Source organism: Sphingomonas sp. PSPC2-2, assembly GCF_049897725.1.
Taxonomy (GTDB): Bacteria; Pseudomonadota; Alphaproteobacteria; order Sphingomonadales; family Sphingomonadaceae; genus Sphingomonas.
In genome coordinates this window covers 234,859-247,477 of the sequence record NZ_JAFCWU010000003.1, presented here as the reverse complement: position 1 = coordinate 247,477, position 12,619 = coordinate 234,859, and the positions used below count along the sequence as shown (strand labels likewise).

Below are 12,619 nucleotides of genomic sequence, written 5' to 3'. Positions count from 1 at the left end.
GGACGAGGGACAGATGGCCGGCGCCAAGAACCACGATTACCACATCCTTCCCCCCAGCATCTGGCCGTTGGCCGGGGCGATGGCGGCACTCGCCATGGCATCGGGTGGCATCATGTGGATGCATTCGGCGGCCGGGGGCGGCGCGGTGTTCTTCGCCGGCGTCGCGGGCGTGCTCGCAGTGATGTATGGCTGGTGGCGTCAGGTCATCCTCGAGGCGCATGCAGGCGACCATACCCCTGTCGTCCAATTGCACCTGCGCTACGGCATGATCCTGTTCATCGCCTCCGAAGTGATGTTCTTCGTCGGCTGGTTCTGGGCGTTCTTCGACTTTTCGCTGTTCCCCGCCCACATCGTCTATGATTCGGTGACCAAGACCGTCTCGGTCGCCGCCGATGTCGCAGCGCAATGGCCGCCCAAGGGTCTGGAAGTCATCGACGCCTTCCGCTTCCCGCTGCTCAACACGCTGATCCTGCTCACCAGCGGTACCACGATCACCTGGGCGCACCACGCGCTGATCCATGGCGACCGCGACGGCCTGAAGAAGGGCCTGTGGGTCACGATCATCCTCGGCCTGCTGTTCAGCTCGATCCAGGCCTATGAATATGCCGACGCCCCCTTCCCCTTTAAGGGCCTGAACTATGGCGCATCCTTCTTCATGGCGACCGGGTTCCACGGCTTCCACGTGATGATCGGCACGATCTTCCTGATCGTCTGCCAGATCCGCGTCTATCGCGGCGATTTCACTCCGCAGCAGCATTTCGGCTTCGAAGCGGCGGCGTGGTATTGGCATTTCGTCGACGTGGTGTGGCTGTTCCTGTTCGTCTCCATCTATGTCTGGGGTGGCTGGGGCGCGCCCATCCACGCCGGCTGATCGCCGTCCGATGACCGAGGTGCGGGCCGAGGCCGTAACGCCGACGCCCGAACCGGCCCCCTTGCCCGCTGCGTTCAAGGGCCTGTGCCCGCGCTGCGGCGCACCGAGCTTGTTCAAGGGCTGGCTCGCTTTTGCCGATCGCTGCGCCGTGTGCGGGCTCGATTACACCCGCTTCAATGTCGGGGACGGACCTGCCGCGCTGCTCGTCCTGCTGCTCGGCGCGATCGTAGTGGGCGCGGCGATCACGATCCAGCTGACGCTTGCCCCGCCGATCTGGCTGCAACTCATCCTCTGGGTGCCAGTGACGATCGCCGCCGTGATCGGTGCACTCCGCGTCGCCAAGGCAGCCTTGCTCGGTTCCGAATATCGCACCGCCGCGCGCGAGGGGCGCATAACCCCGCTCGACCCCAATCCATGAACCGCATCCCGGTCCTGCCGACCGTACTCGTCGGCATCGCCATCGCCGCGATGATCGCGCTCGGCGTCTGGCAATTGCAGCGCCGCGCCGAAAAGGAAGCGCAGCTCGTGCAGTATGCGCGCAACGTCACGCTGCCGCCTGTCGCCTTCCCGCGCATCCCGGTCGATGAGGATGGCAGCCTGTTGTTCCGCCGTGCCAGCGCCTTCTGCCTGCAACCGGTCAGCTTCCGCATCGAAGGCGGGCGCAATGCGCGCGGCGGCACCGGCTGGCGGCAAATCGCCGAATGCCGCACCGGCGCGGAAGGCCCCGGCTTCACCGTGCAAATCGGCTTTGGCCGTGACCCGCACGCCAAGCCCATTTGGAAGGGCGGCCCGGTGCGCGGCTATATCTCGCACGTCCCCGGCCACGCGCCGCTGATCGCCTCCGCGCTCGGCGGTGCACCCAAGATGCTGATGCTCGTCGCGGATCCTCCCGCCGCCGGGCTCGATCCCAATCCCGCCCCCGATCTGTCGGCGGTGCCCAACAATCACCTCGCTTATGCGGTGCAGTGGTTCGTCTTCGCCGCCATCGCTGCGATCATCTATGCGCTGGCGCTGCGGCGGCGGACGGTTGCCCCGGCGGCTCCACCTCGCTAACCGCAGGGGTCATGCGCTACACAAGCACGCGCGGCTCCGCGCCCACCCTCGATTTCCGCGACGTCACGCTCGCGGGCCTGGCCAAAGACGGCGGCCTCTATCTGCCGGAAAGCTGGCCGCGCTTCTCGACCGAACAGATCGCGGCCCTGCGCGGCCTGTCTTATGTCGACACCGCCGTCGCGGTGATGCTGCCCTTCGTCGAGGGCACGCTCAGCGAAGCCGATCTGCGCCAACTCTGCACCCAGGCTTATGGCCGCTTCGCCCATGCCGCCGTCGTGCCGCTGGTCCAGCTCGATCCGCAAAACTGGCTGCTGGAGCTGTTCCACGGCCCCACGCTCGCGTTCAAGGACGTCGCGCTGCAATTGCTGGGGTTATTGTTCGAGCGCTTCCTCACCGGCAGCAGCCAGCAAGTCACCGTGATCGGCGCGACCTCGGGCGATACCGGCTCGGCGGCGATCGATGCGCTGGCCGGCCGCGCCGGGGTCGATGTGTTCATGCTCCACCCCAAGGGCCGCGTGTCCGAAGTGCAGCGCCGCCAGATGACCACCGTCATCGCCCCCAACATCCACAATATCGCGCTGGAGGATGCCAGCTTCGACGATGCGCAGGCGCTGGTAAAGGCGATGTTCAACGACGACGCTTTCTCGGGCAAGTTCGCGCTGTCGGCGGTCAATTCGATCAACTGGGCGCGGCTGATGGCGCAAGTGGTCTATTATTTCTACGCCGCCGTCCGTCTGGGCGCGCCCGAGCGCCCCGTCGCCTTCTCGGTGCCGACCGGCAATTTCGGCGATGTCTTCGCCGGTTACGTCGCCGCCAAGATGGGCCTGCCCATCGCCAAATTGATCGTCGCCACCAACGTCAACGACATCCTCCACCGTGCGCTCAGCGCCGGCGATTATTCGCAAGGCACCGTCGTGCCGACGCCGAGCCCGTCGATGGACATTCAGGTGTCGAGCAATTTCGAACGACTGCTGTTCGATCTCGGCGGCCGCGATGGTGCCGCGCTCGCCGAGCAGATGCGCGGCTTCGAAGCGACCAAGGCAATGCGCCTGACCAACGCGCAGCGCGAAGGCGCCGCCGCTCTGTTCGGCAGCGACCGTGTCGATCTCGACGACATGGCGCTGGCAATGCGCTGGGCGTGCGAATCGAGCGGGGAGATCATCGATCCGCACACCGCGATCGGCCTCGCCGCCGCGCGCCGCGCCGGGCTTCCCGCCGATGTGCCGGTGGTGACGCTGGCAACCGCCCACCCCGCCAAGTTTGGAGATGCGGTCGAGCGCGCGACCGGCAAACGGCCGCCGCTGCCCGCACGGATTGGCGATCTGCTCGAGCGCGAGGAACGCTACGCCTCGCTGCCGGGCACGTTCGACGCGGTCACCGCCTATATCGCCGAACGCGCGAGCGCGCGGTGAGCGATCTCAAACTCACCCTCACCCTTCCCACTCGGCTGCGCCGAGCGGGCCCCTTCCCTCTCCCGTTGGGAGAGGGAGGGAGGAGCGAAGCGACGGAAGGGTGAGGGTGAGCAAAATGAACGACCTAATAACCCTCATCACCGAACCCTGGCCCGATTACGGGCTCATCGACTCCGGCCACGGCCGCAAGCTCGAACGCTATGGCCGGTTCCGCTTCATCCGCCCCGAACCGCAGGCGATGTGGGCCCCGGCGTCGGAAAGCTGGGAAGCCGATGGCGATTTCATCGGTGCGTCGGATGAAGAGGGCGGCGGGCGCTGGCATCTGTCGCGGGATGTGCCGCGCGGTGGCTGGCACGTGCGCTGGGAGGAAGTGCTGTTCCTCGCGCAGAACACGCCCTTCCGCCACCTCGCTTTCTTCCCCGACATGGCACCGCAATGGCAGTGGATGCGCGGGCGCGTCGCCGAGGGGGATCAAGTGCTCAACCTGTTCGGCTATACCGGGGTCGGCACGCTGGCGCTCGCCGCCAAGGGCGCGGCGATGACGCATGTCGATGCCTCCAAAAAGTCGGTCGAGGCGGGCAAGGCCAATGCCTTCCTGTCCGACATGGCCGACCGCCCGATCCGCTGGATGGTCGACGACGCCGCCAAGTTCGCCGCGCGCGAAGTGCGGCGCGGGAAACGCTATGACGGCATCTTCCTCGATCCGCCAAAATTCGGGCGCGGGCCCGATGGCGAAGTGTGGCGGCTGGAAGAGGGCCTGCCTGGCCTGATCGCGGATTGCCGTCGCTTGCTCGACCAGGACAGCAAGTTCCTGGTGCTGACGGTCTATGCCGTCCGCATGTCGGCGCTGGCGATCGGCGAGGTGGTGCGTCAAGCGCTTGCCGACCTCGGCGGCACGGTCGAAGTGGGAGAGATGGCGGTGCGCGAGGAAGCGCGCGGGCTGTTGCTGCCGACCGCCATCTTCGCGCGCTGGTCACGGTAAACCCGTCAGGCCCCCCGCAAAACGCCTCATCATATTGGATGGACCACGGTTCCCGCTCTTTTCTTGGCGTTTGCCGCGCCACACTTATGCCGCTAATGCGCGGCAATGGGGCCGCCCTGACCGGCCAAGAAGCGGACAAACGCGCCACGTGGATAACTATACGACTGGACCAGTGATCGGCGTTTCGACGCAGGGCGCATCCGCGCACCTTTCGCTGCCGCCGATGCCCGGAACGCCCGATCTCGCCGGCCTTGAGCCGATGGCACCGCTGGCGCGACGCTGGCCCTCCTATCTGGGCGCAGCGGTCACGCTCGTAATGATCGTGTGGCTCGGCTTGAAGCTCCATGCGCTGGGCGTCGACAGTCTGGTCTCGGCGCTACCGAGCAGCCCGCTTTTCTATCTGTTCTTCGGACTCTTCTACCTTTCTCCGGTGACGGGCGACTTCATCATCTTCCGCAAATTGTGGGGGATCCCGGCGGCCGGTTACGTGGCTTTGACCAAGAAGCGCATCGCCAACGACGTGCTCAATTATTCGGGCGAGGCCTATTTCTACGCCTGGGCGCGGCAACGGTCGTCGATGGTGGCGGCACCGTTCGGCGCGGTGAAGGATGTCAGCATCCTGTCGGCGATTGCCGGCAATATGGTGACACTGGCGATGATCGCGATCGCGATGCCGCTGGGCATCGGCCTGCTTACCGAACAGCAATTGCACAATGCACTCTGGTCGGTCGTCGTGGTATTCGCCATGTCGCTGCCTTTCCTGATCTTCTCGAAACGCGTCTTTTCGCTCCCACGCGCGACTTTATGGTGGATCTTCGGCATCCACTGTCTGCGGTTGATTGCGGGATCGGTGCTGATCGCCTTTACCTGGCATTATGGTCTGCCAAGTGTGTCGCTCGGGATGTGGCTGCTGCTGTCGGCAGCGCGGCTGATCGTCGGGCGGCTGCCACTTGTGCCGAACAAAGACCTTCTTTTCGCCACCTTCGCCACCCTATTGATCGGTCAGGACGCAGCCTTGTCGGTGTTGATCGCGGTCACCGCGGCGCTGCCGTTGCTCGTCCATGTTGTGCTCGTCGCGATGTTCGGGCTGGTCGACTTGGTGAGAAAGAGTTGAAAATGGTGCGCAAGGTTTTGATGGCGGCGGCAATCACCGGCGCAGCACTTCTGCCCGTCACGGCAAGCGCGGCGCAGATTCTGGGTAGCGACGCCGCGGCCTGCACCTCGGGCGGCCCCGCGATTCGCGTGACCGTCGACGGGTTGAAGGATCGCACCGGCGAACTGAAGCTCGAGCTGTTTCCCGCCAACGACGCCGATTTCCTGAAGGATGATCGCGACCTGATCAAGGAAGGCAAGTTCTTCCGTCGCGTGCGCCTGCCTACCCCGGCCAGCGGCCCGATCGTGCTGTGCATCCGCGTGCCGACGCCTGGCCCCTATGCCTTGCTGTTCACGCACAATCGCGACGGCAAGAACAAGTTCAACCTGTGGCAGGATGGCGCGGGCTTCCCGACCAACGCCCGGCTCGGCCGGTCGCGTCCGAAACTTGCCATGGCGCGGATCGTCGTGCCGCAGGGGGTGGTATCCACCGAGATTCGGGCGCAATATCTGCGCGGGCTCGGGGGGTTCGGGCCGCTCAAGGACGAATAGACGCCATGCGGATCGTCGACGTCAATGAATTCTACTCGCCGACCGGTGGGGGTGTGCGCACCTATATCGATCGCAAGATGGGCATCATGTCCGATTTGGGACATGAACTGATCGTGCTCGCCCCTGGTCGCGAAAATGCGGTCGAGGAACGCCCCGGCGGCGGCAAGGTCATCTGGATCCAGACAGGTCATTTGCCGCTCGACCAGAATTACGGGCTGTTCTGGGAATCCGCCCCGATCGTGAAGCTGCTCGACCAATTGCAGCCCGATGTCGTCGAAACCTCCTCGCCGTGGCGCTTGCCGTGGGTGATTGGCAAGTGGCAGCCCAAATATGAGGGCGGTGCGGTGAAGAGCTTCTTCATGCACAATGACAATATGGCCGCTTATGCGCTGCGCTGGTTCGAGGGCCTCGCCCCGCAGGAGCGGATCGAGCGCGCTTTCTCCTGGTACAGCCGCTATATGAGCGGCTTCCTCCAGCATTTCGATGCGGTCGTCACCAACGGCCCGGCGCTGGAAAAGCGGCTTAAGGCGCGCGGCGTGCGGATCGACGCGGCGATGCCGCTGGGGATCGAGCGTGGCCATTTCTCGCCCGATCTGCGCGACGATCGCTTGCGTGCCGCGTTGCTCGCGCAATGCGCTTTGCCGCCCAGCGGGCATTTGCTGCTCGGGCTTGGCCGCCATCATCCCGAAAAGCGCTGGCGGCTGGTGATCGACGCGGTCGAGCGCGCCGGTTCGGATTTGCCGGTCGGGCTGATCCTGCTCGGCACCGGGGTCGAAAGCCGCCAGATCGAGGCCCGCATCGCCGGATCCCCGCACATCCGCATGTTCCGCCCGGTCTATGACCGCGAACGCCTCGCCCGCATCGTCGCGAGCTGCGACGCGCTGATCCACGGATCGGAGGCGGAACCGTTCGGCTTGGTCGCGTCCGAGGCGATGGCCGGGGGCCTGCCCCTGATCGTGCCCGACACGGGCGGTTGCGCGGAGGTTGCCGATCGCCATGCCTCCGAATTCTACACCGCGCGCGATGCGCAAAGCGCCGCGGCGGCGATCCACCGGCTGTTCGCACGCGACCAGCGCGTGCTGCGCCGCGCGGTGCTGGTAGCGGCGGGCAAGGTGCGCAGCGACCGCGACCATGCGGTGGAACTGATGGACTATTATCAGGGGTTGGTCGACGCCAAGCGCAACGGAGCGCTGCTCAAGGTCGCCTGACGTACACACGGAAACGCGTACTGTTGATCGGCACCGTCCGATACCCTCGCGCGATCGCCCAGCGTTCGAGCAGGGCGTCGGTGTCGCTGTCGCCCGCTGTCCATGGAGCCTCGCCACCGACCAGCACGGCGGACGGCGGGTTGCGATCAAGGTCGGCGGGGCGATCCGCCGACACAACATGGAAGCGCGGCTCGGTCGCCGGGTCGGCGAGCCGGTGGGTGCGATAATAAAACGGACCGGCCGCAAAACGCGGGTCGGGCAAGCGTCCGGTCGCGCCGAGAAACTGCGGTGACAGCGTCGCCACGCCGCCCCGCACCCCGGCCGTATCGAGCGCGGCGCGGATCGCCCGGCCTTCGCGCAAGGCCACCGGCATCGACGCTCCTTCCAGCGCCTGGACCGCCGCCGCGGTCGTCGGCGCAAGGCCGGCGAAAATCGTCACCACGGTAAAGATCCGCAGCCCCCGCCCCGGCGGTGCCCGGTCCCACACCAACGCCAGCAAGACGAAGAGCGGCGGCAGAACCGGCAGCAGATATTGCCGCCAGGTGGGAAACGGCAGCAGCGCGGCGACCAGACCGGCCAGCACCAGCCACTCGATCACGCCGGGCCGCACCAAGCGGCGGCGCACCATCACCAGCGCCAGCAAGGCCGGGCCGAGCGCGAAAAACTTCAGCGCATCGACCGCCTTGGCGAGATAGGACATCTTCCACGATCCCGGCGTGTAATATTCCGCCGGAGCCAGCGCCGGGAAGCGCAGCGTACCGAACACGAAGGCGGCGGGGGCGATCGCCCAGGTCCAGGCGACAAACGCGACCATTGGCATTGCTCCGGCCAGCACGGCGAGCGGGCGATGCCGCCGATCGACGAGCGTATACACCCCATAAGCCGCCGCAGGCAGCGCGTAGGACACTTTCGCCGCCGCTGCTGCGGCCAGCAACAGCCCGATCAGCACCGCTTGTCCCGTGCTGCCGCGCCCGCGCTGCGTGCGCACGATCGGCACCAGCGCAGCAGCAAGCAAGGCGGCAGGCAAGGCGTCGTTGCGGGCAGTGGCGATGCTGAACAGCAGGATATCGCTCAGCGCGAGCAACCCCGCCGCGATCAGCGCGGCGCGCGCCGAGGCCCCGGCCTCGCGCGCCGCGCGCCAGACGCAGCCGACCAGCACCGCGCCGAGCGTAGCATTGACCAGCCGCAGCGCGGGCCACACCCAGGGCCCCGCCAGCCATGCGACCGGCGCGAACAGGAACGGCTGCAACGGCGTCTGCAGATAGGCAAAATCCCGGAACGGCAGAAAACCATGTGCGGTCAGCACGGCCGCCGCAACATATTGGCTTTCGTCATGATCGACCGAGCGGAGCAGCGCGCAGAGCGCGAAGAATATCAAGATGCCCGCGCCATAACGCCAGGGGAACACCAGCGGATCGGTCCTTCGCTCGTCCATGCCCCGGCCTTAGCCAAGGCAGATCTCACTGTCACGCAGACGCCATATCGATGGCGCAGGAACGCGCGATCAGCTGGAGATGCCCCATGACGCTTCGTATCGACCGCCGCTCTTTCCTGCTCACCGGCTCGTTCGGGCTCGGCGCTTTCGCGGTGCCGGGCTTTGCGCAAAGCCCCTCGGTCGCGAATGCGCGCGGCTTCACCCATTCGGTCGCCAGCGGTGAGCCCGCCGGCGATTCGATGCTGCTATGGACGCGCTACGTCCCCGCCAGCGGCGACACTGCCGAACTGCGCGTCGAACTGTCCGAAACACCAGACTTCGCCAAGGTCGTCGCGGGCGGATCGCAAATCACGGGCGTATGGCGTGATTTCACCGCCAAGATCACCGTCGACGGCCTCGCCCCCGGTCGCACCTATCACTACCGGTTCGTCGCGCCCGACGGCAGCTTTTCGCCCGTCGGCACGACCAAGACCTTGCCCGTCGGCCCGGTCGACCGCTTCCGCACCGCGACCTTTTCCTGCTCGAACATGCCCTATGGCTTCTTCAACGCCTATGCCCATGCGGCGGCGCGCGACGATCTCGACCTGACGATCCATCTCGGCGACTATTTTTACGAATATCGCACCGGCGATTATCCCGCGCTGAAGGATCAGGTCACCGGACGCACCCCGCTTCCCGCGACCGAATTGCTCCACCTCGCCGACTACCGCATCCGCTACGCCAGCTATCGCAGCGACCCAGATCTGATGGCGCTGCACGCCAAATTGCCGATGATCGTGCAGTGGGACGATCACGAATCGGCGAACGATAGCTGGGAAGGCGGGGCCGAGAATCACCAGCCCGACGAAGGCGACTGGAATGCCCGCCGCGCCGCCTCGATCCAGGCCTATCGCGAATGGATGCCGGTGTCCGACGAGCCGTGGAAGGCCTATGAGATCGGCACGCTCGCCACGCTGTTCCGCACCGAGACCCGCCTGCTCGCGCGTACCAAGCAGCCTGACGTCGCGCCGCTGTTCAAGGCGAACGACCCGATCGCCGCGCTGAAAAACTTCCGCGATGGCGCGTGGACGGACCCGGCCGTCACCATGATGGGGTCGCAGCAGGAAAGCTGGCTCGGCCACGCGCTCGCGCAATCGGTCCGCCAGGGCCAGCGCTGGCAAGTGGTCGGCTTCGGCACGATCATGGGCGAAACCGTGATGCCGCAGGATGCGCTCGCCTGGGTGGCACCCGATGCCCCCGCGCGCGCCAAAAACTATTTTCTGGCGGGCGTTGCTGCGGCCAAGCTGGGACTGCCGTTCAATTACGACAATTGGGGCGGCTACCCCGCCGCCCGCGCGCGCTTCCTGAAGGGCGCGCAGGCGCAAGGGGCCAATCTGATCGTGCTGTCGGGCGACAGCCACAACGCCTGGGCCTATGACCTGGCGCAGGACGGCAAGCCTGCCGGGGTCGAATTCGCAGGTCATTCGGTGACGTCCCCGGGCTATGAAGCCGCCAGCAAGACCGACCCCAAGGTGATTGCCGCCACGCTGGTGCGCGCCAATAAGGAGCTGAAATGGTGCGACACCTCGCGCCGTGGCTATATGGCGATGACGCTCACGCCCGACCGCGCGAGCAACGACTGGATCATGGTCGATACCATCAAGGCCCATACTCCCGCCGCCAGCATCGGCCACAGCGCCACGGTCCAGCGCGGTCGCAATATCATGGCATGACGGTTGCCGATGCCCCGCTGGTGCGGCACACCCGTGCGCCACACCAGCGGGGCTTTCGGGAGCGGCGACTTTGCGCGTAACCATCAAGGACGTATCTCGCGTTTCGGGGGTTTCGATCAAAACCGTGTCGCGCGTCCTCAACAAGGAGCGCTATGTCGGCGAGGAAACGCGCGCCAAGGTCGAGGCGGCGGTAGCCGAACTGAACTTCCGCCCGAATGTCGCGGCACGGTCGCTTGCCGGGCGGCGCAGTTTCCAGATCGCGCTGATCTGCGACAATCCCAGCCCTTATTATGTCTACGAAATGCAATCGGGCATCCGGGATCGCTGTGTGGCGGACGGGGTGCGGATGATCGCCCAGCCGTACGATCGCAATTCCACCACCTTGCTCGACGATATCGAGAATCTGGTCGACGCCACGCATGTCGATGGCCTGATTCTGACCCCGCCCGTATCGGACTATCCGCACGTGCTCGACTTGCTCCAACGGCGCGGGGTGCGGTTCGTGCGGGTTTCGCCGGGGAGCGCGCTCGATCTCGCCCCCTCGACCTTCATCGACAACGCTGCCGCCGCCGCGACGATGACCGCGCACCTGCTGTCGCTCGGACACCGGCGGATCGGCTTCATCGCCGGGCATCCGAGCTATGCCACCAGCGGCCAGCGCTTGCAGGGCTATGCGTCTGCGCTCGGGCAGCAGGGCATTGCCTTCGATCCCGTGCTGGTCCGCGAGGGCAGCTATGATTTCGCCTCCGGCGCGGCGGCGGCGGCGGCGCTGCTGTCGCTCGCCGAACCGCCAAGCGCCGTGTTCGCGTCGAGCGACGACATGGCGGCGGGGGCGCTGACGACGGCGCATCGCTATGGCCTGTCCGTACCGGGGCAGCTCTCGATCGCGGGCTTTGACGACACCGCGCTGGCAGGCTTCGTCTGGCCCCCGCTCACCACCATCCGCCAACCGACCCGGCAAATGGCGTATCAGGCAGCGGACCTGCTGCTCGCGCCCGCGCATGCACCGGTCGAACGCCGCGAAGTCGGCTATGAGCTGATCGTGCGCGAATCGACCGGGCCCGCGGCAACACAATAAGCGCGGCATTTCCTCCCTTCCGAGGAGGGGAGGCAGCGCAAAACGATCACCCGATCAACAGTAGCGCCGCCGCCAGCGCCAGGCCGAACGCCACCAAGGTCGCCGCCAAAATCACCAGCAACGGCTTGGGCCCCGCTTCCAACAATTGCGACAAAGGTGAGCGGATCGCGGTCGCCGTCACCGCCGCTGCCAACATTGCCGCCGCAACCCGCTCCGCGCCGGTCGCGACCACCGCCGGGATCACGCCGAATGAATTGATTCCGGCCAGCACGAAGAACCCAATCACAAACCACGGCACGCCCGGCCCCTTGGCGTGTCCCTCGCCGCCGCCACCCCAGCGCGCCAGGCCCATCGCCACCACCGCCAGCACCGGAGCCAGCAAGGCCACGCGCGTCAGCTTGACGATTGCCGCGATCGCCCCGGCTCCGTCCGAATAGGAATAGCCCGCGCCCAACGCCTGTGCGACATCGTGGATCGACGCGCCCAGCAGGAACCCTGCCTTCAGGTCGCTCATGTGGAAGGCATGTGCCACCAGCGGATACAGCATCATCGCCGAGGCACTCATCGCCGAAATGCCGACCAGCACCAGCGTCAGTTGCGCCTGAGTGGTGCGTTTTTCGCCCAGGGTCGTCGCCAGCGCCATCGCCGCCGACGCGCCGCAAATCGCCACCGATCCCCCCGCCAGCAACCCGAAGGCGGTATCGAAGCCGAAGCGCCGCGCCGCAAACACCCCCGCTGCCATCGTCGCCGCGACGATGCCCACGACGCACAGCAAGGCAACCGGCCCCAGCGCGACGATCTGCCCCGCCGTCACCCGCACTCCGACCAGCACGATCCCCCAGCGCAACAGCGAGCGCGAGGCAAAGGCCAGCCCCGGCGTCAGTCGCCCATCGGCGCTGAGGAAATTGAGCGACAGGCCGATCAGCAACGCCATCAGCGTCAGCGGCACGCCATAATGATCAGACAGGAACCCGGCGGCCAGCGTACCCATCAGCACCACCACCAGCCCGGGGGCATAGCCGCGCCAGTCATGCTTGGGCGCGGTCTCGATGGCACCGTACAAATCGCCATACAGGTCGGCAGCCATCGGAAGCGGGCGGGTTTGCCGGGAAATCGCCATCGTCTTTGCCGCCTCTTCCGTCACCCGGGGCTTGTCCCGGGGGCCACCGTGCCGCACACCGCACGGCACCTCTTGCCGCCCGGTCGCGCTTGGGACAAGCCCGG

12 protein-coding genes are annotated in these 12,619 nt (G+C 66.4%); 10 read left to right on the top strand and 2 right to left on the bottom strand.

Features of this window, described 5'->3' with window-relative positions; genetic code table 11:
- Positions 1–13 precede the first annotated feature (13 nt).
- The 8 genes from ACP7BY_RS07690 to ACP7BY_RS07655 all read left to right on the top strand — a co-directional run bounded on the left by ACP7BY_RS07690 (position 14) and on the right by ACP7BY_RS07655 (position 7,170).
- Complete coding sequence (locus ACP7BY_RS07690; RefSeq protein WP_033965930.1) at positions 14–871, top strand: cytochrome c oxidase subunit 3; 858 nt, start codon at positions 14–16, stop codon at positions 869–871.
- Positions 872–881: 10 nt separating this feature from the next.
- A complete protein-coding gene (locus tag ACP7BY_RS07685) occupies positions 882–1,289 on the top strand; it encodes a DUF983 domain-containing protein (protein ID WP_033965929.1) in 408 nt (135 codons plus the stop codon).
- Positions 1,286–1,924, top strand: coding sequence for an SURF1 family protein (locus tag ACP7BY_RS07680; protein WP_033965927.1), 639 nt, complete (start codon positions 1,286–1,288; stop codon positions 1,922–1,924). The genes ACP7BY_RS07685 and ACP7BY_RS07680 overlap by 4 nt, the downstream gene beginning before the upstream one ends.
- Before the next feature lie 11 nt (positions 1,925–1,935).
- Complete coding sequence (thrC, locus tag ACP7BY_RS07675; RefSeq protein WP_033965926.1) at positions 1,936–3,336, top strand: threonine synthase; 1,401 nt, start codon at positions 1,936–1,938, stop codon at positions 3,334–3,336.
- Between the two features lie 115 nt (positions 3,337–3,451).
- Positions 3,452–4,318 (top strand): class I SAM-dependent methyltransferase, encoded by an 867-nt coding sequence (locus ACP7BY_RS07670; RefSeq protein WP_033965925.1) that lies wholly within the window; start codon positions 3,452–3,454, stop codon positions 4,316–4,318.
- Positions 4,319–4,466: 148 nt separating this feature from the next.
- Complete coding sequence (locus ACP7BY_RS07665) at positions 4,467–5,432, top strand: hypothetical protein (RefSeq protein WP_033965924.1); 966 nt, start codon at positions 4,467–4,469, stop codon at positions 5,430–5,432.
- A 2-nt stretch (positions 5,433–5,434) separates the two neighbouring features.
- Positions 5,435–5,962: a DUF2141 domain-containing protein gene (locus tag ACP7BY_RS07660; protein ID WP_171010506.1), complete on the top strand. Its 528-nt coding sequence runs from the start codon at positions 5,435–5,437 to the stop codon at positions 5,960–5,962.
- 5 nt (positions 5,963–5,967) lie between these two features.
- Positions 5,968–7,170 (top strand): glycosyltransferase, encoded by a 1,203-nt coding sequence (locus ACP7BY_RS07655; protein ID WP_033965921.1) that lies wholly within the window; start codon positions 5,968–5,970, stop codon positions 7,168–7,170.
- Here ACP7BY_RS07655 and ACP7BY_RS07650 read toward each other — a convergent pair.
- On the bottom strand, positions 7,157–8,605 hold the full coding sequence (locus ACP7BY_RS07650) for a DUF2029 domain-containing protein (protein WP_137902730.1): 1,449 nt from the start codon (positions 8,603–8,605) through the stop codon (positions 7,157–7,159). The genes ACP7BY_RS07655 and ACP7BY_RS07650 overlap by 14 nt on opposite strands.
- Before the next feature lie 86 nt (positions 8,606–8,691).
- On the opposite strand from ACP7BY_RS07650, the gene ACP7BY_RS07645 reads away from it, so the two are divergent.
- Positions 8,692–10,317 (top strand): alkaline phosphatase D family protein, encoded by a 1,626-nt coding sequence (locus ACP7BY_RS07645; protein ID WP_137902729.1) that lies wholly within the window; start codon positions 8,692–8,694, stop codon positions 10,315–10,317.
- Between the two features lie 70 nt (positions 10,318–10,387).
- Positions 10,388–11,395: a LacI family DNA-binding transcriptional regulator gene (locus ACP7BY_RS07640; RefSeq protein ID WP_033965262.1), complete on the top strand. Its 1,008-nt coding sequence runs from the start codon at positions 10,388–10,390 to the stop codon at positions 11,393–11,395.
- A 46-nt stretch (positions 11,396–11,441) separates the two neighbouring features.
- Here ACP7BY_RS07640 and ACP7BY_RS07635 read toward each other — a convergent pair whose 3' ends face one another.
- On the bottom strand, positions 11,442–12,482 hold the full coding sequence (locus ACP7BY_RS07635; protein ID WP_126846865.1) for a YeiH family protein: 1,041 nt from the start codon (positions 12,480–12,482) through the stop codon (positions 11,442–11,444).
- Positions 12,483–12,619 lie beyond the last annotated feature (137 nt).